This window comes from Variovorax sp. IB41 (genome assembly GCF_016405905.1).
GTDB lineage: Bacteria > Pseudomonadota > Gammaproteobacteria > Burkholderiales > Burkholderiaceae_C > Variovorax.
Window position 1 is genome coordinate 1,227,590 of the sequence record NZ_JAEFCB010000001.1, and the last position, 23,798, is coordinate 1,251,387.

Annotated in this window: 36 protein-coding genes and 1 tRNA gene; 16 read left to right on the plus strand and 21 right to left on the minus strand. The window is 61.9% G+C overall.

All coding sequences use genetic code 11. The features are described 5' to 3' along the window. Nucleotides 1-4: 4 nt before the first annotated feature. From JC881_RS05810 to JC881_RS05835, 7 genes are all read right to left on the minus strand, one after another. On the minus strand, nt 5-1,546 hold the full coding sequence (locus tag JC881_RS05810; RefSeq protein WP_198784699.1) for a DEAD/DEAH box helicase: 1,542 nt from the start codon (nt 1,544-1,546) through the stop codon (nt 5-7). Further along, nucleotides 1,543-2,496: a ParB N-terminal domain-containing protein gene (locus JC881_RS05815; RefSeq protein WP_198784700.1), complete on the minus strand. Its 954-nt coding sequence runs from the start codon at nt 2,494-2,496 to the stop codon at nt 1,543-1,545. Before JC881_RS05815 ends, JC881_RS05810 begins: the two co-directional genes overlap by 4 nt. Next, nucleotides 2,493-2,777: a hypothetical protein gene (locus JC881_RS05820; protein ID WP_198784701.1), complete on the minus strand. Its 285-nt coding sequence runs from the start codon at nt 2,775-2,777 to the stop codon at nt 2,493-2,495. The genes JC881_RS05815 and JC881_RS05820 overlap by 4 nt, the downstream gene beginning before the upstream one ends. Beyond that, nucleotides 2,777-3,130, minus strand: coding sequence for a hypothetical protein (locus JC881_RS05825; protein WP_198784702.1), 354 nt, complete (start codon nt 3,128-3,130; stop codon nt 2,777-2,779). Before JC881_RS05825 ends, JC881_RS05820 begins: the two co-directional genes overlap by 1 nt. Before the next feature lie 16 nt (nt 3,131-3,146). Beyond that, nucleotides 3,147-3,272, minus strand: a complete 126-nt coding sequence (locus JC881_RS32560) for a hypothetical protein (RefSeq protein WP_269823127.1) — start codon at nt 3,270-3,272, stop codon at nt 3,147-3,149. Then, entirely contained in the window at nt 3,272-3,763 is a 492-nt protein-coding gene (locus JC881_RS05830) for a phage regulatory CII family protein (RefSeq protein ID WP_198784703.1), read from the minus strand. The genes JC881_RS32560 and JC881_RS05830 overlap by 1 nt, the downstream gene beginning before the upstream one ends. 331 nt (nt 3,764-4,094) lie before the next feature. Next, on the minus strand, nt 4,095-4,340 hold the full coding sequence (locus JC881_RS05835; protein WP_198784704.1) for a YdaS family helix-turn-helix protein: 246 nt from the start codon (nt 4,338-4,340) through the stop codon (nt 4,095-4,097). Nucleotides 4,341-4,418: 78 nt separating this feature from the next. Here JC881_RS05835 and JC881_RS05840 point away from each other — a divergent pair, with 78 nt between their 5' ends. From JC881_RS05840 to JC881_RS05865, 6 genes are all read left to right on the plus strand, one after another. After that, nucleotides 4,419-4,841 (plus strand): helix-turn-helix domain-containing protein, encoded by a 423-nt coding sequence (locus tag JC881_RS05840; RefSeq protein WP_198784705.1) that lies wholly within the window; start codon nt 4,419-4,421, stop codon nt 4,839-4,841. Nucleotides 4,842-4,909: 68 nt separating this feature from the next. After that, nucleotides 4,910-5,185, plus strand: a complete 276-nt coding sequence (locus JC881_RS05845; RefSeq protein ID WP_198784706.1) for a hypothetical protein — start codon at nt 4,910-4,912, stop codon at nt 5,183-5,185. Between the two features lie 41 nt (nt 5,186-5,226). Continuing rightward, entirely contained in the window at nt 5,227-5,439 is a 213-nt protein-coding gene (locus JC881_RS05850) for a hypothetical protein (RefSeq protein WP_198784707.1), read from the plus strand. A gap of 44 nt (nt 5,440-5,483) precedes the next feature. After that, a complete protein-coding gene (locus tag JC881_RS05855) occupies nt 5,484-6,110 on the plus strand; it encodes a hypothetical protein (RefSeq protein WP_198784708.1) in 627 nt (208 codons plus the stop codon). Between the two features lie 6 nt (nt 6,111-6,116). After that, nucleotides 6,117-6,404 (plus strand): hypothetical protein, encoded by a 288-nt coding sequence (locus JC881_RS05860; protein WP_198784709.1) that lies wholly within the window; start codon nt 6,117-6,119, stop codon nt 6,402-6,404. Continuing rightward, on the plus strand, nt 6,394-6,780 hold the full coding sequence (locus tag JC881_RS05865; RefSeq protein ID WP_198784710.1) for an HIRAN domain-containing protein: 387 nt from the start codon (nt 6,394-6,396) through the stop codon (nt 6,778-6,780). Before JC881_RS05860 ends, JC881_RS05865 begins: the two co-directional genes overlap by 11 nt. Before the next feature lie 66 nt (nt 6,781-6,846). Here JC881_RS05865 and JC881_RS05870 read toward each other — a convergent pair whose 3' ends face one another. From JC881_RS05870 to JC881_RS05880, 3 genes are all read right to left on the minus strand, one after another. Further along, nucleotides 6,847-7,278, minus strand: a complete 432-nt coding sequence (locus JC881_RS05870; protein WP_198784711.1) for a type II toxin-antitoxin system YafO family toxin — start codon at nt 7,276-7,278, stop codon at nt 6,847-6,849. Between the two features lie 12 nt (nt 7,279-7,290). Further along, nucleotides 7,291-7,518: a hypothetical protein gene (locus JC881_RS05875; RefSeq protein ID WP_198784712.1), complete on the minus strand. Its 228-nt coding sequence runs from the start codon at nt 7,516-7,518 to the stop codon at nt 7,291-7,293. Between the two features lie 236 nt (nt 7,519-7,754). Continuing rightward, a complete protein-coding gene (locus tag JC881_RS05880) occupies nt 7,755-8,531 on the minus strand; it encodes a hypothetical protein (RefSeq protein ID WP_198784713.1) in 777 nt (258 codons plus the stop codon). A gap of 124 nt (nt 8,532-8,655) precedes the next feature. Between JC881_RS05880 and JC881_RS05885 the strand changes: the two genes are divergently transcribed. Next, entirely contained in the window at nt 8,656-9,807 is a 1,152-nt protein-coding gene (locus JC881_RS05885) for an ATP-binding protein (RefSeq protein WP_198784714.1), read from the plus strand. Nucleotides 9,808-9,907: 100 nt separating this feature from the next. On the opposite strand, the gene JC881_RS05890 is transcribed toward JC881_RS05885, so the two are convergent. The 3 genes from JC881_RS05890 to JC881_RS32565 all read right to left on the minus strand — a co-directional run bounded on the left by JC881_RS05890 (nt 9,908) and on the right by JC881_RS32565 (nt 11,834). Beyond that, nucleotides 9,908-10,348 (minus strand): hypothetical protein, encoded by a 441-nt coding sequence (locus JC881_RS05890; RefSeq protein ID WP_198784715.1) that lies wholly within the window; start codon nt 10,346-10,348, stop codon nt 9,908-9,910. 153 nt (nt 10,349-10,501) lie between these two features. Continuing rightward, complete coding sequence (locus JC881_RS05895; RefSeq protein ID WP_198784716.1) at nt 10,502-11,083, minus strand: hypothetical protein; 582 nt, start codon at nt 11,081-11,083, stop codon at nt 10,502-10,504. Nucleotides 11,084-11,627: 544 nt separating this feature from the next. Continuing rightward, nucleotides 11,628-11,834, minus strand: a complete 207-nt coding sequence (locus JC881_RS32565) for a YegP family protein (RefSeq protein ID WP_198784717.1) — start codon at nt 11,832-11,834, stop codon at nt 11,628-11,630. Nucleotides 11,835-12,024: 190 nt separating this feature from the next. Between JC881_RS32565 and JC881_RS05905 the strand changes: the two genes are divergently transcribed. After that, a complete protein-coding gene (locus JC881_RS05905; RefSeq protein ID WP_198784718.1) occupies nt 12,025-12,741 on the plus strand; it encodes a hypothetical protein in 717 nt (238 codons plus the stop codon). Nucleotide 12,742: 1 nt separating this feature from the next. Continuing rightward, the gene (locus tag JC881_RS05910; protein ID WP_198784719.1) at nt 12,743-13,564 is read left to right on the plus strand and encodes a hypothetical protein; all 822 of its coding nucleotides are present in this window, start codon (nt 12,743-12,745) and stop codon (nt 13,562-13,564) included. Nucleotides 13,565-13,728: 164 nt separating this feature from the next. On the opposite strand, the gene JC881_RS05915 is transcribed toward JC881_RS05910, so the two are convergent. Next, nucleotides 13,729-14,283, minus strand: a complete 555-nt coding sequence (locus JC881_RS05915; RefSeq protein ID WP_198784720.1) for an Arc family DNA-binding protein — start codon at nt 14,281-14,283, stop codon at nt 13,729-13,731. A 90-nt stretch (nt 14,284-14,373) separates the two neighbouring features. On the opposite strand from JC881_RS05915, the gene JC881_RS32785 reads away from it, so the two are divergent. The 7 genes from JC881_RS32785 to JC881_RS05950 all read left to right on the plus strand — a co-directional run bounded on the left by JC881_RS32785 (nt 14,374) and on the right by JC881_RS05950 (nt 18,366). Further along, nucleotides 14,374-14,556 carry an Arc family DNA-binding protein gene (locus JC881_RS32785; protein ID WP_198784721.1) on the plus strand — a complete coding sequence of 61 codons (183 nt, stop codon included), beginning with the start codon at nt 14,374-14,376 and terminating at the stop codon, nt 14,554-14,556. Then, nucleotides 14,553-15,263, plus strand: coding sequence for a phage antirepressor KilAC domain-containing protein (locus JC881_RS05925; RefSeq protein WP_198784722.1), 711 nt, complete (start codon nt 14,553-14,555; stop codon nt 15,261-15,263). Before JC881_RS32785 ends, JC881_RS05925 begins: the two co-directional genes overlap by 4 nt. 81 nt (nt 15,264-15,344) lie before the next feature. Beyond that, entirely contained in the window at nt 15,345-15,701 is a 357-nt protein-coding gene (locus JC881_RS05930) for a hypothetical protein (RefSeq protein ID WP_198784723.1), read from the plus strand. Further along, complete coding sequence (locus JC881_RS05935) at nt 15,698-16,807, plus strand: hypothetical protein (protein ID WP_198784724.1); 1,110 nt, start codon at nt 15,698-15,700, stop codon at nt 16,805-16,807. The genes JC881_RS05930 and JC881_RS05935 overlap by 4 nt, the downstream gene beginning before the upstream one ends. After that, nucleotides 16,804-17,031 (plus strand): hypothetical protein, encoded by a 228-nt coding sequence (locus JC881_RS05940; protein WP_198784725.1) that lies wholly within the window; start codon nt 16,804-16,806, stop codon nt 17,029-17,031. Before JC881_RS05935 ends, JC881_RS05940 begins: the two co-directional genes overlap by 4 nt. 35 nt (nt 17,032-17,066) lie before the next feature. Continuing rightward, nucleotides 17,067-17,252 carry a hypothetical protein gene (locus tag JC881_RS05945; protein WP_198784726.1) on the plus strand — a complete coding sequence of 62 codons (186 nt, stop codon included), beginning with the start codon at nt 17,067-17,069 and terminating at the stop codon, nt 17,250-17,252. A 28-nt stretch (nt 17,253-17,280) separates the two neighbouring features. Continuing rightward, nucleotides 17,281-18,366, plus strand: a complete 1,086-nt coding sequence (locus tag JC881_RS05950; RefSeq protein ID WP_198784727.1) for a site-specific integrase — start codon at nt 17,281-17,283, stop codon at nt 18,364-18,366. Nucleotides 18,367-18,462: 96 nt separating this feature from the next. Here JC881_RS05950 and JC881_RS05955 read toward each other — a convergent pair. The 7 genes from JC881_RS05955 to rpmI all read right to left on the minus strand — a co-directional run bounded on the left by JC881_RS05955 (nt 18,463) and on the right by rpmI (nt 23,716). Next, nucleotides 18,463-18,539 (minus strand) — tRNA-Pro (locus tag JC881_RS05955). 26 nt (nt 18,540-18,565) lie between these two features. Next, nucleotides 18,566-19,021 (minus strand): MerR family transcriptional regulator, encoded by a 456-nt coding sequence (locus tag JC881_RS05960; RefSeq protein WP_198784728.1) that lies wholly within the window; start codon nt 19,019-19,021, stop codon nt 18,566-18,568. 64 nt (nt 19,022-19,085) lie between these two features. Beyond that, on the minus strand, nt 19,086-19,457 hold the full coding sequence (locus JC881_RS05965; RefSeq protein ID WP_198784729.1) for an integration host factor subunit alpha: 372 nt from the start codon (nt 19,455-19,457) through the stop codon (nt 19,086-19,088). 2 nt (nt 19,458-19,459) lie between these two features. Further along, nucleotides 19,460-21,901, minus strand: coding sequence for a phenylalanine--tRNA ligase subunit beta (gene pheT, locus JC881_RS05970; protein ID WP_198784730.1), 2,442 nt, complete (start codon nt 21,899-21,901; stop codon nt 19,460-19,462). Nucleotides 21,902-21,938: 37 nt separating this feature from the next. Continuing rightward, nucleotides 21,939-23,015 (minus strand): phenylalanine--tRNA ligase subunit alpha, encoded by a 1,077-nt coding sequence (gene pheS / locus JC881_RS05975; RefSeq protein ID WP_198784731.1) that lies wholly within the window; start codon nt 23,013-23,015, stop codon nt 21,939-21,941. Nucleotides 23,016-23,128: 113 nt separating this feature from the next. Beyond that, the gene (gene rplT, locus JC881_RS05980; protein ID WP_007832499.1) at nt 23,129-23,488 is read right to left on the minus strand and encodes a 50S ribosomal protein L20; all 360 of its coding nucleotides are present in this window, start codon (nt 23,486-23,488) and stop codon (nt 23,129-23,131) included. Between the two features lie 24 nt (nt 23,489-23,512). Further along, a complete protein-coding gene (gene rpmI, locus JC881_RS05985) occupies nt 23,513-23,716 on the minus strand; it encodes a 50S ribosomal protein L35 (protein WP_007832497.1) in 204 nt (67 codons plus the stop codon). Nucleotides 23,717-23,798 lie beyond the last annotated feature (82 nt).

Here is a 23,798-nt window from a genome sequence, read left to right on the forward strand (position 1 = left end):
CACCTCACGTCCTGCGCCGGTGGGCGGCGCGGATCTGAATGCTCTTGATCTTGCCCAGCACCTCGGTGCTCGGCGGGGCCGCCGTGGTGGACTCGAACCATTGCCCCTTCGGGAAGTCGCCGACCATCTCGCGATAGAGCCAGAGCGCATAGCCGCGCCCGCCGTCCTCTTTCGCGCTGGGCTTCGACTTATCGCGCTCACGGGCGTAGCCACAGATCTGCGGCCAGAGGGCGGCGGTGATCGTCTGGGGCGTGCCAGCGGCGAGCAGTTCCTTCAGCGTGCCGGCAACGTGCTCGACGGCCAGGCGCTTCGGGTATTCGTGACCGCAGCCCGGACAGAACGGCTGCGCCTTATGCACCCGGTTGCACTTCGGACACTTCATCATCGTGTCCTCGGGCTTCTTCTCGATGGTTGGCTTCTCGCGCTTCTTGCCGTCGTCGAGCTCGTTCACGCCGTTCTCGAAGACCTCGTTCCACTCGTCCCAGAACCGGGCGCAATTGCCGGAGTGGTCGAGGACGATGCAATCGGTCTTGCCGGGCGAGATACGCAGGCCGCGGCCGAAAAATTGGATGTGCTCTGCCAGCGACTTGCGCAGCGGGCGGGCCATGATCACGCAGCCGATGTCGGGCACGTCGAAGCCCTTGGACGCGGCCGTCACGGTGATCAGGCCTCGGATGCTGCTGTCGGCCCGGCGGAATTCGGTCACCGTCTCGTCGCGGTCCTCGTCCAGGTCCTTGTAGGTGTAGGTCGCAGCGTTCACGCCAGCGGCGAGGAACTGACGCTGCAATTCTTGGACGTGCGCCGTGTCGACGGCGGAGCAGATGAATTTCCGCCCTTCCCCATGCAGCAGGTACTCGGCCACCACGTCGCCGACGACCTGCAGAGCGCGCTTCTCGAGCTCCTTGCGCTCGAACTCTCCGGCAACGACCTTGACGCCTTTCAAGTCGGGTTCGACACACGCGAAGATGCGGTACTTCGACAGGAAGCCCGCTTCGATAAGCTTGTTCGTGGTGGTGACGTTGACGACCTTGTCGTAGAGCTTGCCGAGCCCCTTGGTGAAGGGCGTTGCAGACAGGCCGAGCGCAGGCGAAGTGCGCGGCGAGATCCTGGCCTCGACCACCTTGTTGACGGTGTGGGCCTCGTCCACGATCACGAGATCGGCGTCCGGCCAGCGGCGGCGCCCGATGGTTTGCACTGAGCAGACCTGCGTCTGCAGGCTGGGGCGGAAGCGGGGGTGATCGGCTTGGATGACGCCGTGCGCGATGCCGTGCAGGTCGAAGGTGTCGCTGGTCTGGCGAATGAGCGATTTGCGATCGACAACAAACGCCGACCGCTTGCCCTTCTTTTGATTCAGGTCCGCGAGGCAGGACGCGATCTCGGTCTTTCCCGAGCCAGTCGGTGCGCAGATCAGAACGTTCCTGGCGCCGCCGCGGATCGCAGCGCGCATGCCTCGAATGGCGTCCTTCTGATAGTCGCGCAGACGGCCGGCCCAATATGCGCCGAACTCGGCGATCTCCGGATCGACCAGGTCGGCGACTTCTGTCATGCGCTGACCTTTGCCGCGCGTGCGATGCGCTCGACCGCCGGAGCGATCTTGTCGGTGTCGTCCTCGCCGACTGCCTTGCCGCAGCGCTTGAGCTGGCGGGAGAGGAAGTCGATCTGCTTGTCGCGCGATGCGATCGTCTGCAGGTGCTCGTCGCTGCGCCGCTGGGCAACGTCGTATGCGCTCTGCCAACGCAGCGCCTCGGCGGCCTTGTCGTCCGCGTCCAGCAACTGGCGGAGCTTGATGTTCTCGTCGTTCGCCTGTTGCAGTTCAACGAACGGGTCGAAATCGGCGGTGTGATCTTCGTCCGCGTCTTCTTGGCGGCCTTGGCCAGCAGGCGCGGCGCTGGCAGGTGCGCTTCCCTGAGCAGCTTTCACCACGGTTTTTTCTGCCGGCGGCGCGGCTGCTGGGCCTGAATCTTCGACCTCGATCGCAGTCATTCGGGGGCCGATCGCCGTCGTGTCCTGGGTGTAGACCGAACCGCCCCGTTCGACTTTCCGCACCTTGCTATCTGCGGAATTTCCGCAACGATCACTACGAGCGGCGGCTACGGTCTTGCCGGTGACCCCGGCGATCTCTGCGATCCTCCGGTCGCTCCACGAGCCCCACTCTTCATCGCACAAGAGCATTTCAACCGCACGTCGCTTGTCCGCGTTAGAGCGGCGCAGTCCGTGCTCTCGGTTCGCTCCCACCGCGTACAGGACCGCGCTGCGGCGGGTGCCGTTCAAAATCTCTGACTGGATCGCGGTCTTGCCAGCTGCGACGCTTGCGTGATAGCGATGGAACCCGTCAGCGAGCCAGTATTCCGAGCCGTCGAAGACCAGGACCACGGCGGGGAGCTTTTCGCCAGCTTTGATCGCCTCCGCATATTCAGCGACCACGTCCTGCTGCAGTTGCTCACGAGCCTGGGTGCCGCCGTCAATGCGGATGATCTTGATGTCGATGGACTTCATGGTTTTTGCCACTCGAAGCACTCGCAGCGCTGGAGCATGTCTTTCACGGGGGTAAGGTAGGGAGCGGCACCGTGGATCCAGCCTTGCCGAGCGGCGAAGCAGCCGCCGGTCGTCTGCAGGTGGGCGCACTCGATGCACATGCGCCGGTCGTCGCGGTCGGCGTCGCGCAGCAGGAGCAGCTCGGCCAGTTCGCCGGCACGTTCGGTGCCACAGCCGCGGCGCTTGAACAGCGCGACGCGCTTGTCGAGGCGGACGATGGCGGGGTCTTTGACGGCGTCCATCAGCAGATCGCCTCCGAGTCGTAGGGGCGCCACTTCACCTCGAACTCGCCGAGCGTCACGGGGACGCAACGCAGCGCCTGCGCGGTCAACGCAGCCAGCGCCGGCGGAGCAAGGTGCTTCAGCGTGTCGCCGCAACCGGGTCCGCCGAAGACGAATTTCTCGCCGCTTGCCAGCGTCTCCATCAGCGTGGCAAGACAGTAGTCCGCTCTGTAGACGCCTTGCGCCCGCTGCTGACGCAGGGAGATCGTCGGACCCAGTCCCTCGCCTCGCAGCATCAGGACGATCCAGAGCTCGCCGTCCATGTCGCGCACACTGTCGAGCGCGCGCAAGAGCTCGTTCTTCGCTGCACTCATGCGGCCGCCCGGTGATTCATTGCTTGCTCCACGCCCTGCCCTCATGAGCCATGCACCACAGCGCGCTCGACCAGGACCGATGCACGCGCAGGTAGTAGAGGAAGTGCGCGATGTAGATCACGCGGTTAATGGGGCGGCGCATCACGCAGCCTCCCGCTCGAGCAAGGCAGCCGGCTTTTCCGCAGCGTGGATCGCGGCGAGCCCTGCGCGCACGCGCTGTGCGCAGCCGATGAGTTCGCTGAGCTCGCGGTCGACGTCGCGAAGTTCGTTGCCGGTCACACGGCCATCAGCCATCGCTGACGATGTCGTCGCGACGAACTCCGCGAATTCCTTGGCGGTGGCAGCGAGGTCTTCGAACGTGGCGCCGCTGCCCTCATGGAGGCCCGGCAATGGGATCAGCACTGCGCCGCAGTTGGTCGCGAGCACGTTCAGGAGCTGCAGCGGGTTCTCGACGTGCTCTTCGATCGCGAGTTGGGTAATCAGCTCGGCGTCCTGCAAGCCGAGCTTGTAGGCGTCGGAGCCTGCAACTTCATGGCGCAAGGTCGAGGCGCGCTTGCCGAGGCGGATGGCCAGGCATTCGATGCCGCCAGGGAAGCGGCGGACGAGGTGACGGGCTGCGTCCAAGATGTTCATAGCAATGCCGCCTTGACGTTGCTATGGATGGGAAGCGAGCAAGCCGAGACACTGCCTGTCATGCCCTCTTCCACACCGCCACCCAGCCACCTGCCCGGCAGCTTGGTGCACAGCAGCACACACACATGCCTCTCGACCAATGCAGACCCCGACTCGACGCGGCCAGCGCGCATGCGCATCTCGACAACACGGCTGGAGATGCGAACGCTCGACGGCGAACTGGCCTTGTGGTTCACCGGGCACCTTGTGACCGGCCTTCCGGCGCGGGACTCGGCAACCCGGCAGGAGCGAAAGCGCCGCCCATGAGCAAACACGATCGAAGTCATGATCATCATGCGGCCACGACGGACTTGCGCGGGCTGCGACGCTTCGACGAGTTGCGCAGCACTTCCCAGGGAACGTCGGGGCGCAGCTCCTCGCAACGAACGCCGGTTTCACGCTCGATCGCTGGGCAATGCTCGGCGGGCACCTTCTTGCGGAAGGCCCACATCCCTGGCGTCGAACTCGCCACTCCGATCAGTTCAGCCAGTCGCAGCCGGCTGCCCGCAATCTCGATAGCCCTGAGGAACGCTTCCATGCCCACTCCAAGTTCAAACACGATAGAAGCCTTTACTCTAACACGATCGCATTTAAAAGGTGTGGGAGAATTTCGTTCGTGAACACCATCGCAGAACGAGTCAAGGCCGTCCGGCAGGAACTGGGCTGGAGCCAAGTGCAACTGGCAGAAGAAGTGGGCGTGTCCCAAAGCTCGATCGGAAACATCGAATCGGGCGTCAGGCAGCGCCCGCGGGAACTCGTCTCCATCGCCAAGGCGCTACGCGTCTCGCCGGAGTGGTTGGAGACGGGTAAGGGGCCGCGTACCGAGCGCGCCTCCCTATCGCTCGTTGGCGCCAACGCGGAGCCGTCAGTGCGTGCGCTGGTGGAGTACCTCGCTGAGATCGCGGCCAAGCAGAGGCCGACGCTCCGAAAGAACTTGGGGAATCTGCTGGTCGACCTGGTCGATCACCCGGAGGACACGGCTTTGATCGAGCAGACCATTGCCGACATCGAGCGGTTCTTCACGCCACCCGCGACCTGACAGGGTTCTCGCTCATAGCGCCCTCGTAACGAATAGTTAGGATCGCGCTGCACAACAAGGAGCGAGGGATGAAAAGTCTTGCAGCCATGGCGCTGCTGGCCTTGGCCGGCTGCGCAGTTCCGACGACCAGCGTTGTCCCGCGCGGCGACGACATGTTCACGGTCACGCGACAAGGCAGTAGTGCCTGGGTGAGCGTTGATTCGCTAAAGACCGCAGCGCTTCAGGAGGCGGATGCCTTTTGCGCCAGCCGCAGCAAGCGCATGAAGTTCATCTACAACAAAGACATTCCTGCTGGCCCACTCGGCCGCTGGCCCGAGTCAGAGGTGCTCTTCAAATGCGACTGACTATCTTGGCGGTTGCCGCCGCCGTCGCTGCCTGCACATCCATGACGCCAATCCAGCCTGTCGGCAAGGACCGATTCATGGTGTCCTCCACCACTCGAGGCGGCTTTACTACCGACGGCCAGATCAAGGCCGATCTGCTGGATCGGGCTCGCGCCTTCTGCGGCAAGAAGGAAATGGTTTTAGAGTCATCGACCTCTGGCGGGACCCAGGGCTGGACGCCCCAAACGGCCGAAGTTCTGTTCAAGTGCGAGTGATGGCCTGAACCGTTAGCACGGGAACAAAGCTCAGACAGGGACGTATGACCGACAAACGAGGCATCAGCTACAAGGCTGGCGGCCAATGGGCACGAATGTCTTGGTCGTCCCGCATCGGCGCGATCGCGGCTGTTGGCGTGCTCATCGTAGCCGTTGGAATTTGGCATCGTGCCAACCAAGCATCCTCGGCCACAACAACTTCGGCGGCGGCAGCTTCGGCAGTCGCTCCAAGTGGGCCTACCCGGGCCGAGGCCGAGAATGCCCAGCGCGAAGCTCAGGCCAAGATGCTCCGAAGCAAGTGCACAGAAGGCCTGCCTGAAATCCTCAAGGCGTCGCGCGATCTACTGGCGGCCGGCGACGAGCACATGGCAGCGGCAACGCTCAATCCTTGCCTCCCAATCTCGAAAGATCCCACCTTTGCTGCATTGGTGAAGAAGATCGAGACCGCCAGGACAGTCAAGGTGGCGAAAGCAGCCAAGGAAGAAGCGGCTCAAAAGAAAAAGTCCGGAGTGCACATCGGCATGTCGAAAGACGACGTTCTCGCCAGTATGTGGGGCAAGCCCCGCAAGATCAATCGCACAACCACCGCTCGCGGGACGCGCGAGCAGTGGGTCTATGACGGCGGCTACCTCTACTTTGAGGGCGACACCCTCACCACCATTCAGAACTAACGACCGATGACCTCCTTCCTCTACATCGTCACCCTCTTTTCATCAGTAGCCGGGGCGTTCACTCTCGCATCGGCATTCTCCGGAGGCTCTGCGCCGCAGCAGGCAGCTCTAGCGGCGGTCGCGATTGGCCTTGCCGTGATCCCTTATGTGTTCAGCAGATGCGTGCAGATCTCAGTGACCGAAGCGCGGCAAAAGAAGGAGCATGCGCAGATGATCGACCGACTGGACGCCCTCGAGCGAGCTACGTCCAAAATGGCGGAGACGCGCTCTGGAAAGTTGCCTGATGCCCTCTAAATCGATCCGAGCCGTCGTCGCAGGTACGGGTTTCGAAGATCGAGCTGAACGCATTCGCCGCTTCTGTCAGGACGGTGCCGAAATCGACCTACGCAGAGAACCAAAAAACCGATTCGATCCTGAAGCGATCGGCGTCTGGATGCGCTGCAGGCTCTTCTTCGGGCTCTGGAAGCCGTGGGCGATGATTGGGTACATCCAAGCGGACCGGGCGGACCAACTGGCACCGAAGATGGATAGCGGGGAATCCCGGGTGATCCGTGCTTACGTGAAGAGCTTCTATGCACCGTCAGGGCGAGAGCACCCAAGGGTTTCAGTGGAGATCGAGATTGAGACTGCTGAGCCTCCAAAAAAGGCCAGAACGAAGAGGATTGCTTGAGGGCATCCTGCCCGCTAGAAGCAGAGAAAGGCAGACATGAAAAAAGCCCTCATGAGAGGGCTTGGGTTATCCAAGGATAATACCCGTCTGGATGAATCGCTCAGCGATCACAGAGAGTGATTGCATCAGTTGTCTATGCGTACTCGTGCGCATCTGAGCGATTTCATGGGCATGAGGCTCATCCAGAATAAAGATCAACAGATGACCATGAGTGGGGTCACTCGCATAGACGAGAACACGATCACTCACCCTGCGAGACTGTCGCTTCCATGCGATGTTCCACTTCATCAGTGCATTCACATCGGAGAGCGGAACCAGATGAACATGGCGGAGCTTGTCCGGACGGATGTAGCCACCATCCTTCCCAAATAGGTAGTTCGCATACTCACCTGCCAGTCCTTGGGACTTCCAGTGGTCGAACTCACTAGCGAAATTTGCAGCGTTCTCGCCCAGGGATCTGAGCTGCCCTTCAAGCGCAGCCGTGCAACGGGTCGTCAATGAACGCCCCGACTAACCCTTGATGTGCCCGAACGCCTTGAAGGCCGCCTCAACCGTGAAAAGAGAGGCGTTTTTGGGATCGGAAATCTTGCGGAACGTGCTGGCGGTTTGTTCGCTAATCCTCACAACCGCTTGAGGAGGGCGCTTGAGCACACGCACAGAGTAGCCCAATCGTGCCGCGCGAAGGGTCGCCGCAGGACGTCCTTTGTGATGCACAACGGTGACATATGTGATGGGCATGAATGTCGTTTAGAGGGTTTTAACTTCCAACGGAAGTTATTCTGCATCAAAAACCGTTGAGGTATTACCGAATCAACGAAATGCCACCACAGATCTTGACGGTTCTGTCAACGTCAAGATTGGCGTTTCGTTGACGAAACCGTTAACCGCATTTGACGGCGGCCGGACATCGATAAACCAGTCATTTGCAATCAACTGCAATCCACAGTGCTCCGTTTTTGATAGCATTAATCTGCCTACCACCGCCCATCCAGGATGATCTGAGGCACGCTTAGTCGTTGCGGCTCTGGCTCAAAGCTGAACTGAAACGAAACATAGTCGGCGCACTTCGCGAGCAGCGCTTCACCGCTGCGGCTGTAGAGGTCTGCGCCGACGGTGAGCTGCAGCTTTGCGTAGAACCCTCGTGGCCACCGAGTTGTCGTCCGGATGTGCTTGACGTGACGCTCTGTCGCGAAAGCAATCGCCACCGCAGCAGTCTCGCCCCAACGTCTCTTGCGAAACACCGGTGCTATCCAGGCCTGGTCGAGTTCTACCTCGAGCTCCGCTTCATTCTTCCGGCCGGCGAAGGCATCGACGATCCACTTCAACCGGAACGAGACGAAGCCCACGGCATCGCCATCCGCTCGCTCCGTCACGACCGCCAGCAGATCGGTGGTCACGTATGCGCGCACCGCGGACTTCGCGGACAGAACTTCACCGCCATGTTCTGAGTAGAGATCAATGCTGGTCCCGAGATCGCGCAGATTCGCTTCCCGTAGCGGCGCCGCGCTGAGTGGGCTGATGCCCTCCTCCGTCTTGTAGGTCTCGTCGGCCTCGTGGAGCTTGCGCAGTTGCCGCGCCCAGGTTCGCATCCGCGTGCACTGCCGCGTGACGATGTAGACCACGCCCTCGACCTCATCCAGCGGCTCATCGTCGTCCCAGGCGACAGGCGTCACAGCTTTGGGGTAGATCGGCTCGATGGGCTTGGTGAGCCGGAGAAACAGGGGGTGGCGACGGCCGCGAGGTACAGGCATGCGCTTTTCTAGCGCGGATCCGCAGAAAGCTTGAACACGGGCTTTTCGGTCGTGATCAACCAAAGATCCATGCAGTAATTTCACGGTGCCGTGAGCGCTCTCCTACAAAGCGCATACTCCCGCGATGCGCCTAAGCCAATTCATCAGGGACAACATCGAGCCGATCCTGGTGGAGTGGGAAATGTTCGCTCGCACCATGATTCCCCCGGCCGAGACGATGTCGGTCGTCGAACTGCGCGATCACGCGCACGAGATCCTGCTCGCGATCGCCGACGAGATGGAGTCCACGCAGTCCGAAGACGAACGCGAAGCGAAGTCCAAGGGCCTGGCGGCGCCCCGCAGCAGGACTACCTTCGCCGCCGTGCACGGCACGTTGCGCCAGCGCGTGGGCTTCGACCTGAGCCAGCTGAGCGCGGAATACCGTGCCCTGCGCGCATCGGTGCTGCGGCTGTGGATGGCCCGCATCGGCGCGGTCGATGCCGCCGTGCTCGAGGAAGTCATGCGCTTCAACGAAGGCATCGACCAGGGTCTTGCCGAGGCCATGCTCACCTACTCAGAACACATGGCCAGTTCGCGGGACACCTTTCTGGCCGTACTCGGCCATGACCTGCGAAGCCCGCTCGGGGCGCTCAGTTCCTGCGTGCATCTGCTCGGGCACGTCGTCGATGGCAAGCCCAACGAGCGCGCGCTGCGCATTGCAAGGCAGAGCGTCACCTCCATCAGCGAAATGATCACCGACCTCCTGGAGTACACCCGCACCCGGCTCGGACGCGGGATCGAAGTCACGCCGCAGCATGGCGATCTGAGCGCGCTGTGCGAAGAGGCTTTCGACCAGGTCTGCACAGCCTATCCGCTGCGCAAGCTCGAGGCGGACATCGCGCCCGCCGTGACGATGGATTTCGATGCGCCACGCATGCGCCAGGTGCTCTCCAATCTCCTGAACAACGCCGTGCAGCACGGCGACCCGGCCTTCCCGGTGGTCCTGGCGGTTCACATCGAGGGGCAGGAAGCGACGCTGACCGTCAGGAACCACGGCACGCCCATTCCCGCCGACTCGATGCAGGTCATCTTCAATCCGCTGGTGCAGGTCGCGTCGAAGGAATCGGAGCCACACGAGCGCCCTGCGACCAGCCTGGGCCTGGGCCTGTTCATCGCCCGGGAAATTGTGAAAGGTCACGAGGGGACGATCGCAGTGACATCGTCGGAAGTAGAAGGCACGTCCTTTGTCGTGCGCTTGCCCCTATCTAGCGCGACGTGCTTCGGAGACGCACGGTAAGCCGAAATCGGCACACCCTACGCGGTAGGATGCGCCCAAGTGGAAGCCCGCCTCGCGCGGGCTTTTTTCATGTCCGAGAGGAGATACTTCGTCGCGGGGACTACCTCGCACCCCAGCGGCATCCTCCTGGCGCCTTAGTCGGGATGGACAACTTCTCGCCATTCTCAACAGGTTGCTCGTAGAGATCGTAGGTGCACTGGAAGACCTTCTCCTTGAGGTCCGAGATGTACGAGGCGCCTTCTTTCGGAATGAACGAATAGAAGAAGCTGCAAGTGCTGCCCGCATAGCCAGTGGTGTTCTTGTGCCCCACGTAGACCCTCACACCGGCTGGAATTTCAACCCAGCGCCAGGTCTTTGCATCGCCCTCCTCTCCGCACTTGTCAGACACCGACAACGTCGCGGAGATGCGGTTGGCATCGTCGTAGAACTTGATGCGCGCCTTCGATTCGGTCGCGGGGAATACAAAGGGTTTTGGCGGCTTTGTCGGGGCACAGCCAACGAGGATTGCAAGCAGAGCAAACGAAGCAAGGGCGACGCGCATGTTCAGGGCTTGATGTTGTTTGAGCGGCGGAGCATACACGCCGCCCTCGTCGCGCCAGGACGCCCGAGGCCGGCATCGAACCGGAACAGCTTTGACTTTTTGAGTCCTCGGCGCTGCCACTGCTGCAGCCAACTAGGACTTCAGCAGTGGTGATCAGATTCGACCCGGAAATCTTCGGCGCCGCGGCGCCCTTCTGCTCAAAGGACCGTCAGGTAGTGCCTCGCCCGCAAGATGCCGCTTGTAGTTGCAGAAGAGGTCTTCAAGTTCAAAAGAGGACAGGCGTCGATACTCTTTCGGTAATGCCCGAATGGCTACTGTGCGCCCGCTCGCTTCAAGCCGTCGAGCACCTTCGCGAGTGCCCGCATGCAAGTACACAACGTCAGGTTCCGGCAAACCCATGGCGAGACAAAGACGTTGAGCCGTGTCATAAATAAGCAGCTCACCGACGCCGCGAATCGGCCTAATAAGGCCACCAATCAACCCATACAGCGACTGGAAATCCGTACATTGGAGGATGGCGTTGGTCTCTTGAACAAGCCTCCGCTTTGCCCGATTCAAGACCAGTTGAGGAATCCTCCTCTGGTGTCCGTTTCTCCTTCCGTCCGAATCGACCGAGAGCACCGCCCGAGCAATACTGGCCTCAGCTGCGCCAAACTCAGCGTAGTGGTCGATCTCGATCTGGCGAGGACTCCATTTCTTGAAGTGCGCGACGATCTCGCGATGCGTTGGGGGCATTTTGATCCGAGAGGGTTGATGCGCCGGACGCGCGATGTTTATGTTGGTACTAAGCCCTCTGATCGCAGAAGGCCCGAGGTGAGTACGCGACCGATTGGAGTTATTCCAGTAATGATTTGTCCACCTGAAAGCCGGACGTTCTCAAATGTCTGGATTGCAGGCTGGCCAAGGTGCTCAAAGAATGTGATCGTTCTTAGAGAGTCCGGCACGAACAGAACATAACGCTCGCCGTCCTTCCGCGGAGTTACGTCAATCAGATTTCCTTTTGGGTCACACCAAACCGAATGAAATTCGGCTTCGACGAAGTTCGCCGCCTTCGCCTGCCAGATTACCCACCCGGCAACGGCGCCCCCGCCTGGGTTTCGCTTCCAGTGAGCCCAGACGTTTACGTGGCATTGAACGATCTCCGGTGTAAAGCCGTCGGGCGCCGTGAACTCCAGCCAGCGCGCATCGCTCGGTGCGACGCCCAATACGTGAAGCAGTTGAAGGACTGCTTCGTCCAACCTCTCTGGAGTAGATCCAACCATTTCGGCTCACGTCTCGCTCACGGTGGGATGAACCATGTGCCGTCAGGACGCTGCTCATAGCACAAGGCTCCGGCCGCGTGAGTGCGAACCAACTGAAGTCCACTGACAGCATCGTTGCGGTTTTGATAGCCCTCACCTCCGATGGCGATCGTGCGGCCGTTGTCAGCAACCATCCGCCAGTACCACTGACTGTTCTGGGCGGACTTGTAGAGCTCGAACTTCACCTGGTTCTCCTCAGCGACCAAGCTGTCGCTGTTCGCAGTGTGGCCGATCTGCGCGCTATGTCGCCATGGGTTTCTCCGGTGTTGCATGGGCAGCGGGCCTAGCGTCGAAGTCCTTGAATTTGCGCCCCTTCCCTCGTGTTGATGGCAATATCACGGGTGTGATCAAAAAGACCTTCTCCACCGTCGCATCGTGGTTTCCGTCAAACCTAGTTTTAGCGGCGCGCTAGAGATGCCGGACGACGACCGCGCAATCCACACCAGGGCTTGGGAGTTTGTGAAAGCTTTCAAACCTCAGACGGCTGCGCTTTTGATCATCGGAATTGATCCGGCAGCCGCTATCGAAGTGGACACTCGTCGTAGTGCTAATGTCTTGAAACAGATGCGCGTGAGTTATTCCCACGCCTGCGCTTCTGCCGAAGCAAGTAGTGCCTTCGGTTCGCCGCTTCCTTTCGCACAGCCAGCCGGCTCCTTAGCAAGCATCCAGTTCCGTGTGATGCTGGAACGAGCCACCAAATGGAATGATGCGAGGGACTTCATAAATTGGATTCGAGGAAGCAACGGTCTGTTTGAGGAACAATCCTTCTCGCGCTCCGACATAGATCAGTGGCTCATAGCGAAAGGATTTCAAAGTGCTTACGCTTTTGTCGCCCCTCCGGCCAAGTCTGCGCAGGCCAACGCCCCACTCAGCAGCAAAGAGCGCACCACGCTCCTAAATACCATCGGCGGCCTTCTGGCATTGATGCTCGAGACGGGTCCGTTAGGGAAGACGCGTTCAGGCTACGACGATCAGGCTGCCATCATCGACGGATTGCTCGCCCGCTACGCTGGAGCAGCTGGCCTTAGCAAGCGCAATTTGGAAGCGAAATTTGCTGAGGCAAAACGGACGCTGAGCGGACGAGCCGAATGAGATGAGCAAAATGCTTCGTCTCCGAGAATGGCTTACCCTTGATGAGGCCGCAACTCATGTCAGCTCGCTAGTAGAGGAGAACGTCAGTGTCCTTGATCTCCTACGACTTGGTGCGGAACGTCATCTCACGCTTTCCGTGCGAATCCCCAACCCAACGATGGCAAAGCTCTGCGCTTTCAAAGCGTTTGACGAGGTGCCGAAAGCAGTGCCGCTGCGAGCGAACCCTGATCTGCCTTGGACGGGGGAGCTAGTGACCTTGGGAGATTCGATCGATGGCATTACCTGGGTTGTTGAAACCAGACACGAACCCGTCGAGGTATATGGCGTTTTCGAGTTGCTGATGATTGGCGGGGATGCCATTTCTGTCGAGGATGAATACCAAGCGCGGCGAGGAGGCCCTCCACTCGAGTTTGTCTCGATGAATGGGGCATACATCATCGAGCCCAAAACGCTGCTATACGGAGAGTTGCAAGGAGGCCGTCCTTTCAAGCTGATGGAGCGCTTCGAGGACGATTCGGGTTACTACCCCGCGAGCCGCCTACCTCCGGACAGCGAACTTGTAGTTCGCCCTGCATCGATAAATGACTTGGTGGGCAAGCTCCAACCGCCACGAGCAGAAAAGCCGCTGGCAGCAAAAGAAAGAACTAGTCACCTCAATGTGATCGGTGTTCTGCTCGAACTTCTTCGATCGCCGCGGCCTGGCCGGGATACTGAAGCCGCGATCATCAAAGAAATGCTGGAGAACTACCCGGACAAGGCCGGCATTAGCAAGCGCAACCTTGAGACGAAGTTCGCCGAAGCGAAGAAAAGCTTGAAAGGCTAGACCGCAACTGCGGTGGGCCGCGCCGCAATTGCGGTGACGGCGGTCAAGCTTCCAGCGACAGTCCGAGCATGCCGTTCGGACTTTTTCAACCCCATGCAGCGAGCCACGCAGCCACGCGCGACCGTCGGCGGAATGCTGGGCGCGATCTAGTGAGCGCGACGCGGCTAAGACTTCAGTTTCTTCAGCTCCGCGGCTTTCCGATCAAGCCCCACTTCAGCGACACGGTCAGCGTCGAGTTGCTGCTGGAGCCGGATCTCTTGGCGCCTCAGAGCATCTGCCAAGTCTTTGGGCTCTTTCGCATCGGCAGCTTGCTGCATGATCTTCGCCGCTGCTTCCTCAAGCCCCGCAGCGCCTGGCGCCTTGAGCGCGCGAGCAAATTCGTAGGCATTCGCCAACGCCTCGGTGCGACGGTCTGCGGGCAAAAGCTCAAAAAGTCGAACGACGTTATTTGCCAGCATCGACCGCACCGTGACCATTACGAACTGATCGGCCTCGAAGCTCAGCACGGCGTTACGCAACGTGCTCTCAAACTGCTCCTTGGTCACATAGCCGGAAGCCAAGTCAAAGCTGCCTTCCAGCCGAGCAACCACCTCTGCGTTCATCGAGCGACCGCTTTCCTTGGCGGCCGCCTCAATGCGTTCCTTGAGGTCCGGCTGCAGCCGAAGCCCGAAGGGGGGGATATGCGCCGTCTGAGGTCTGCCAATCTCTTTTTTTGCCATAGCTACATGATGCAGCAAAAAAAGCTTGCGACTCTGGCTACATCATGTAGTATTGCCTCATTAGCTACATGGTGTAGCCAAGGAGCGCAAATGCGCGGTAACTCGAAACTGGCCCCGTCTCCGGTGCGCCTGCCCCAGGATCTTAAGAACTGGCTCAAGCATCAGGCGATCGATAACAAACGATCCATGAACGGTGAGGTAGTTGCCCGTCTTGAGGAATCTCGGGCGCGGCAAGGCTCGGCCCAGCAACCCGTCCAAGGACCACGGCGGTGAACAACATCATCCCCTTGGCCGGTAGTTGTGCCGTCACGATGACCAGCCGCGAAATCGCGGATTTGGTCGAGTCGCGTCACGACAACGTGCGCGTGACAATTGAGCGACTCGCCGAAAAAGGTCTGGTGTCGTTCACTGCAACGCAGGAACCGACGCCAGGCGGCGGCAAGGCGACATCGGTTTATCTGGTGAACAAGCGCGACAGTTACGTCATCGTCGCTCAGCTGTCGCCCCAATTCACTGCGCGCCTCGTTGATCGTTGGCAGGAGCTCGAGCAGCAAGTCGTAGCGCCGATCAGTCTGGATGATCCTGTCGCGCTGCGCGCCGCTCTGCTCGGCTACACGGAGAAGGTGCTCGCGTTGGAAACGACCGTGAAGGCGCAAGCGCCAAAGGTCGAGTTTGCTGATGCCCTTCTCAACGCCGACGGCACGACACTGGTTCGCGACGTGGCCAAGACCATCGGAGTCGGCGTGCGACCGCTGGAACGCGCTCTGCGCGAAAAAGGCGTGATTCTGGCAAACAACGCGCCGGCCGCCCAGTACGTCTCAAAGGGCTACTTCAAAGAAGAAACCCATCCTTTCGAGACGAAGACCCGCGGCACGCAAATCAGCCACACAGCGCGCGTGACCGGCAAGGGCATCGAGTTCATCAGGCGCTTTGTGCGCCGGCATGCCGGCCTTTTGGGCCGACAGGCTGGGGCAGCATGAGCCCCGAAAAAGGTGCTGCTTCGGTGATTGGACCCACCAAAGCAGCGATGAAAAACCACCCCGTCAAGGATAGGACTTCACATGTCGAACGGTAGCACACGCCCACAAGTCGGCGCAACTGGCGAGCAATCGCCCTCTCCCATCCGGTCGGCTACGCCGATCCAGAGGCCCATCTCGTTCGACTCGTCGGCGAGCGACACGATCTCGATGCGTTGCGATGAGATCAAGGCCCTCGCGTCGTGCATGGTCTGCTTGGCCGCAATCGAAAAATCCAGCCAAGGCGACTTTGCGGGCTACGAACTCATCGACGACGCGCTGCCGCTGCTGGGTGGCGTGATCATGCGCATGGCCAGGGAGGTCGGCCAGGCGGGCGACCAACTCTGGGCTCAGTACACGGAAGCCCGTGCGATCGCCAACGGTAGCGAGGTGGCAGCATGAACGCCATCATCGACAAGCCCCGCGCCAAGGCCAAGCCGAAGGCCGCGAAGAACGTCATCGTCCAGCAGCCGAAGGTCAGCATTGCCGACATTCGATCTTGGATCCGGGCGGCCGACGAAAAACTCGAGGCGGTCTATGACGCTGCAGAACGCGGCGAACCGCTCGATGTGCTGCTCGACCACCTCAACCACTCGGTCCTGTGCACGCCGATCGCGATCATCCATCGCGAAGACCTGACCCAGGCGGACATCAAACGCCTTTACGCCGCGCTGTTCCCGGTGCTGGCATGCCTTCAGGGTGCGATCAAACTCGCAGAAGGCACGGTCCTGCAGCATTCCCTCGGCGACGCGTTCGCGCTGCTCGATGCTGCCCAGACCGCGCTTGATCCGGTGACTGAGGCAGTCCGTGCTTTGCCCAAGGGCGGCGAGGCCCACGACTTCGAGCGCGGCAGGGATCTCGCGATCGAGATGCTGACCAACTGCTACGAGCTAGCGTGCGATGCCGAGTGCTATCGCAAAAATCGAGAAACCGGCACGCGCCAGAAGAACATCATCTCCGACTACATGACCAAGGTTGAATGCAGTCCCGAGCTGTTCGACGGGTTCACGGCAGTGCTGTCTGGCGCTATCGGCCCACAGATCACCGATGCGAACTGGTTCACGGCTTTGACACTGGCCGACACGCAAGCCGGACAGCCGGGTGAAGACGGCACGCAATCGCTGGACGGTGACGCGGTCGTGGCAACCGCCGGCGCGCCTAAGAGCGACGCCTTCGACCACGCCACCTTCGACGATATTTACTGCGCCATCAGCGAGGTGATCGCGATCATCCAGGCTCGCGCTCACGACGTTGACTCGTCGGATCTGGTGTTCGGCGCGCTCTACACCACTGAGCGTGCATACGACATCCTCGCGGAAGGCATCAGAGCGCGCGACGTGCCGGCATGCGAAGACGCAAGTGCCCCGCTGGCAGTCGCGCTTGCGGTTCTCAATGCCGGGCTTGAAAAAGCGGATGATGTCGCGCTCTTCGGGGCCGAGCGTCTGCTGAATCTGGCCAAGGATCGGCTCGACGACGCATGCAGCCCATCGGGCAAGGGTCAGCAATGAAGCCGCAAGGTTCCGGCACGCGTAAGCCGCTCCTGCGCCTGGTCCCAAAACCCCGGGGCACCGCCGATGCCGATTGGATCGCATCGAGGGTGATGGAAAACCTCGATCAGGCTGCGCCGGGTTTCTGGGATCGCCATCCGGTCGCAGATCGCGGGAGCCTGCGCAACATCATCGTTCGTGTGGTGATGGCAGAAGCCGAGGCTCTTGGGCAGGCAAGGCCATGAGGTGCGCCGCCTGCACGAGCGAAGAGGTTCGGGTCATGACGACCCGGCACACCGACGCCAAGGTGATGCGACTGCGCTGCTGCGGCGCCTGTGGCCACCGTTGGACGACCGTCGAGGTCGACGCGCAGAATCTGTCCCGCATGGAATCGACCGTCAAGGCGTTCCGGGCGTTCGCAACGCTCACTCGGGAAATAGACGATGCCACGCCCTCGCACAGTTAACCGGAAGATCCCAGACCTGCCGCGGGGCATGCGAAAGGTCGGGCAAGTCTGGTACTGGCGCGGCACGGACAGCCTGACCAAGGAGATCGAGGCCAAGCTGAGGGAGGCCGGGCTGCGGATGCGCTGCGGCACAACGCCGGTGCAGGCCCGGGTCTGGTGGGAGAAGCACGTCTCCCCCGCCTTGGTCGCGGCCGTGCCAGACGACGATGTGATGGGCACCGTCGAGGAGGTCATCCGCAAGTACGAGGCTGACGAGTTGCCCACGATCAAACGTGAGGCTACCAAGAAGGAGTACGAAGGCCGAATTCGCCGCCTGCGGTCGAAGTTCAGCACGAAGCGCTACGCCAGGACTGAGTTGCAGGCGATGCTGCCCGGTCATCTGAGCGCAGTTGTCATCACTCAACACCTGCACGAGAACCGCGACCGCGCTGCATCGGCAAACAAAGACATCCAGCTGTTGTCGCGCATGTTTCGCCTGGCGCGTGTGCGCTGGGGCCTGACGACCTTCAATCCCTGCGACGGGATCGAATACCTGCCTGAGTCGCCACGCGACCAGTACGTGAGCGACGAGCGGTACGCGGAGATCTACAACGCGGCCAGCCCCGTGCTGCAGTGCATGCTGGAGATCAGCACCCAGACCGGCGCGCGCGAAGGAATGATCTTCGACATCCGGGTCGGCGACTTCAACGAAGCCCAGATCGAGCTTCGCGTGACGAAAAAGCGCAACGACAAGGGCTACATCACCAAAGCCTACAGCATGACGCCGGACCTGCGGGCGGCACTCGTTCGTGCGCTTGAGCTCCGGAAGAAAAACCGCGGCGGTGCGGCCAGTCTGCCGAGTGACTATCTGTTCATCACGAAGCAGGGCAAGCCCTACGGCAAGGAAGCGTTCAAGACGCTCTGGGGCGCGGTGCGCAAGAAGCTTGGCTTGAAGCCGCGGGAGATCACCTTCCACGACATGCGCGCGAAGGCAGCCTCGGATTCCGATTCGGACGCGTCTGCGCAGGAGCTGCTGCACCACGAGGACGTGAAGGTGACGAAGCGCGTGTACCGCCGCAAGGTGCCTACCGGAACACCATTGCCATCGGCGATCGGGGGTCGCGGAAGCAGCTGAAAGGGCTGCGTTTGTCAGGAACCACCCGGTTTGGCAAAACCAAAGAAAAACGGGTCAGAGCTTGTGGCTCTAACCCGTTGATCTGACTAACGTTTTTGGTCGGTGTGAAAGGATTCGAACCTTCGACCCCTTGCACCCCATGCAAGTGCGCTACCAGGCTGCGCCACACACCGAAGCTCTCAATTATAGCCGGCTGAAATCAGCGTCCGACGGTCAGGAGCTCACGAATTTCAAAAAGCTCGCGCCGAAGGTGCAACAACTGGGACAGATCGACCGTGCGCGGCGCGGTCGGGTCGGGGCTGTCCTGCACGGCGGCGTCGAATTCTTCCTGGTCGATCTCGATCGCTTCCATGCCTTCGAGCGGCACCTCGCCGGCCTTGCGACGGTCGCGTTCGCCCTGCACCAATTCCTGCAGCTTGTTGCGCGCGCCGCTGATCGTGAAGCCCTGGTCGTAGAGCAGGTCGCGGATGCGGCGGATCATGAGCACCTCGTGGTGCTGGTAGTAGCGACGGTTGCCGCGGCGCTTCATGGGCCGCAGCTGCGTGAACTCTTGTTCCCAGTAGCGCAGCACGTGCGGCTTGACGCCGCAGAGTTCGCCGACCTCACCGATGGTGAAGTAGCGTTTGACAGGAATCGGCGGGAGTGTTTTCTCCATTGAAATCAAGACGGTGCGCGGGAAACCTCAGAGATTACTCTACGCAACCGCCGAGCACCAAGCACTATTCGGTGCCCAGGCTCCACTCGACTTCGGACGAGCCGCTCTGCTCGATGCTTCCGTGAATCTGCTCCTTGAGCTTGGCGCTCGCATGGAACGTGGCGACGCGGCGCTCGCCGATCGGAATGGCCTCGCCGGTGCGCGGATTGCGACCGGGCCGCGGCGCCTTCACGCGGATCTGGAAGTTGCCGAAGCCCGAGATCTTCACGTCCGTGCCTTCGATCAGGCTGTTGGCCACGAGCTCGAAGAACGCCTCGACCATGTCCTTGGACTCGCGCTTGTTCAGGCCGATCTGCTCGAACAGCAGGTCGGCCAGATGCGCCTTGGTGAGCGCCGGCGTTTCGAGGGCCTCGAGCGTGAATTCGGCAGCGTTCATCTTCATCCTCTCAAGCGGCCGCCGACCTTGGCGCCCAGTTGTTCGACGATTGCGCGGACCGCGGGCTCGACCTGCTCGTCCGTGAGGGTGGCGCTGTCACTCTGGAAGCTCAGGCGCACCGCCATGCTCTTCTCGCCTTGCGCCAGCGCACCGGGCGCTGCGACCGCGCCATCACGCAGCGGCTGCGGGCGGTAGATGTCGAACAGCGTCGCGTCGCGCAGCAGGCCCTGTACGGCTGCGGTGCCGCGGATCGCGTTCATCAGCGCGTCGTGCGTGACGGCCTCGGCGACCACGACCGCGATGTCGCGCTCGACGGCCTGGTGCTTGGGCACTGCCTGCGCCACGGGCACGAGACGCGCGGTGACGGCGTCGAGGTCGAGTTCGAACAGAACGGGTGCCTGCGCGAAGTCCCACTTCTGGCGCCAGCGCGGATGCAGTTCGCCGACGAAGCCGATGGCCTTGCCGTCGACCAGAACGCGAGCCGAACGGCCGGGGTGCAGCGCGGGATGCTCGGCCGGCTCGAAGCTCGGCACCAGCGGCGCGAGCAGCGCTTCGACGTCGCCCTTGACGTCGAAGAAATCGACGCGGTGCGCCTTGCCGTCCCAGCGCGCTTCATCGGCATCGCCCCAGGCGAGACCTGCCACGCGCATCGGCTGGTTCACGCCGCGCACGGTGCTGTCGGTGGTGACGACGCTGTCGTCGCGCATGAACACGCGGCCCAGTTCGAACACGCGCACGCGCGGTGCCTTGCGGTCGAGGTTGAACTTCAATACCTGCAGCAGCGAGCCGAGCAGCGACGAGCGCATCACGCTCATCTGGCTGGCGATGGGGTTCAGCAGCTTGACGGGGTTGGCGTTGCCCGCGAGGTCCTGCTCCCAGTGCGCTTCGACGAAACTGAAGTTGATGGTTTCCTGGTAGCCCAGTGCCGCGATGCTGCGGCGCACTGCGAAGCGGCTGCGCTGCGCTTCGGGCCGCACGCGGGCGGTGATGGGCGCGAGCGGCGCGGTGGTCGGCAGGTTGTTGAAGCCGATCAGGCGCGCGACTTCTTCGATCAGGTCTTCCTCGATCAGCAGGTCGAAGCGGTGCGGCGGCGGGGTCACGGTCAACGTGCCCTCGCCTTCGGTGATGGCGAAGCCGAGGCGATTGAGCGCGTCGGCGCATTGCGCCTGCGTCAGCGGCATGCCGATCACGCGCGCCGCACGTGCAACGCGCAGCGTGACGGGCACGGCGGCGGGCACGTTCAGCGTCTGGTCGTCCATCTTGCCGGCTTCGCCGCCGCAGATCTCGGTGATCAGTTGCGTGATGCGCTCGATGATCTCGACGCTGCGGCTCGGATCGACGCCGCGCTCGTAGCGGTGGCCCGCATCGGTCGAGAAGTTGAAACGGCGGGAGCGCCCCTGCACGGCCTCGGGCCACCAGAACGCGGCCTCGACGTAGATGTTGCGGGTGTCGTCCGAGACGGAGGTTGCGTCGCCGCCCATGATGCCGGCCAGCGATTCGACTTCGCGGTCGTCGGCGATCACGCCGACCTTGTCGTCCACGGTGATCGTGGTGCCGTTCAGCAGCTTGAGTTGCTCGCCCGCCTTGCCCCAGCGCACCGTGAGGCCGCCGTGGATCTTGTCCAGGTCGAAGATGTGGCTGGGCTGGCCGTACTCGAACATCACGTAGTTCGAGATGTCGACCAGCGGCGTCACGCTGCGCTGGCCGCAGCGCGCGAGGCGCTCCACCATCCACGCGGGCGTGGCGACGGTGGTGTTCACGCCGCGCACGATGCGGCCGGAGAAGCGGCCGCAGAGCTCGGGCGCTTCGACCTTGACGGGCAGCACGTCGTTGAACGACGTGGCCACGGGCGCGATCGCCGGCGTCTTGAGCGGCGCGCCGGTGAGCGCTGCGAGTTCGCGCGCGACACCATAGACGCTCAGGCCGTGCGCGAGGTTGGGCGTGAGCTTGAGGGTCAGCAGGGCGTCGTCGAGCTTGAGCACATGGCGCACATCGGCGCCGATGGGCGCATCGGCGTCGAGTTCGAGCAGGCCGCCGTGGTCTTCGCTCAGTTGCAGTTCGCGTGCCGAGCACAGCATGCCCTGGCTCTCGACGCCGCGCAGCTTGCCCAGCTTGATGAGGAAAGGCTTGCCGTCTTCACCCGGCGGCAGTTCGGCGCCGACGAGCGCGCAAGGCACCTTGATGCCGACGCGCGCATTGGGCGCGCCGCACACGATGTTGAGCAAGGCGCCCTGCCCCACGTCCACCTGGCACACGCGCAGGCGATCGGCGTTCGGGTGTTGCACCGCTTCCTTGATTTCGCCGACCACGATGCGCGCGAAAGGTGGCGCCACCGGTCGGCGCTCTTCGACCTCGAAGCCGCCCATGGTGAGCGTTTCGGCCAGTGTGGCGCTGTCGAGGGGCGGGTTGCAGAACTCGCGCAGCCAGGATTCCGGGAATTGCATCTCTTCGATCTCGATCTGTTTTTCTGGGGATGGGTGCTTACTGGAACTGCGAGAGAAAACGCAGGTCGCCGTCGAAGAAAAGGCGCAGGTCGTTCACGCCGTAGCGCAGCATCGTGAGCCGGTCGGGGCCCATGCCGAAGGCGAAGCCGATGTAGCGCTCGGGGTCCAGGCCCATGTTGCGCACCACATTCGGATGCACTTGGCCGGAGCCCGACACCTCCAGCCAGCGGCCGGCCAGCGGGCCGCTCGCGAACTGGATGTCGATCTCGGCACTCGGCTCGGTGAACGGGAAGAAGCTCGGACGGAAGCGCAGCACGAGGTCGTCGCGCTCGAAGAAGGTGCGGCAGAAGTCGGTGAAGACGACCTTCAGGTCCTTGAAGCTCACGTTCTCGCCGAGCCAGAGGCCCTCGCACTGGTGGAACATGGGCGAGTGCGTGGCATCGCTGTCGACACGGTAGGTGCGGCCGGGGGCGATCACGCGGATCTCGGGCGCCTTCACGCTGCCGGTGGTGTCGGCGGCGGCAGCGGCGAATTCGGCTGCGTACTTCTTGATGTGCTGATGCGCATAGCGCACCTGCATCGGGCTGGTGTGCGGGCGCAGGTTGTAGGGGATGCCGTCGTCGCCGTTGAGGTCGACGTAGAAGGTGTCCTGCATCGAGCGCGCAGGATGGTTCGGCGGGTTGTTGAGCGAGGTGAAGCTGTGCCAGTCGCTCTCGATCTCGGGGCCGTCGGCCACGTCGAAGCCCATGCTCGAGAAGATCTCCTCGATGCGCTCCAGTGTGCGGCTCACCGGATGCAGCCCGCCCGGAATGCGGCGGCGGCCGGGCAGGCTCACGTCGAGTGCCTCGGCGCGCAGTTGCAGGGACAGTTCTTCGTCGGCCAGTTGCTGGCGGCGATCGGTCAGCGCGGACTCGATGGCCTGCTTGGCGACGTTGATCGCGGCGCCGCGGGACTTCTTCTCTTCGACGCTCAACGCGGCCATGCCCTTCATCAGCTCGGTGATGCGGCCCGACTTGCCAAGGAACTGGGCCTTGGCGTTTTCGAGCTCGGCGGGCGTTTTCGCTTCGGCGAAGGCGGCGCGTGCGGTGTCGACCAGGGAGTCCAACTCGTTCATAGCAACAAAAATCTTCGAGGGAAAATAAAAAAGAGCTGGAGCCTTTTCAAGCGCCAGCCCTTGAGCCGTGGGCGCAGGAAGCTGCCCGAAGGCCGCATCCCTGCTGTGCAGAATCAAGCAGCCAGCTTGGCCTTGACCTGCTCCACGATGCCGGCAAAAGCGGCCTTGTCGTGCACGGCGATGTCCGCAAGCATCTTGCGGTCGATCTCGATACCGGCCTTGCGGATGCCGTTGGCGAACTGGCTGTAGGTCAGGCCCAGTTCACGCGAGGCGGCGTTGATACGCGCGATCCACAGCTGACGGAACACGCGCTTCTTGGTACGGCGGTCACGGTAGGCGTATTGGCCTGCCTTCATCACCGCCTGTTTGGCGACGCGGAAGACATTGCCGCGGCGACCGCGGAAACCCTTGGCGAGTGCGAGAACTTTCTTGTGGCGGGCGCGAGCCGTTACACCACGTTTGACGCGAGGCATGTGTGTACTCCTTGTTCGTCTGAGTTAAATGCCACGGCCGGGCAGCATGGCGGCGACAGAAACCATGTTGGTCTCATGCACTGCGACTGCACCACGGAGGTGACGCTTGTTCTTGGTGGTCTTCTTCGTCAAGATGTGACGCTTGAAGGCTTGACCGCGCTTGACGGTGCCACCGGGACGAACGCGGAAACGTTTTTTCGCGCTGCTCTTGGTCTTCATTTTGGGCATGTGAATGCTCCTTTAGTTTGTGCTCGTGAGGCGCCGCGGATACTCCGCGAACTTGTTGGCCCCGAGACACTTCTTTATCTCG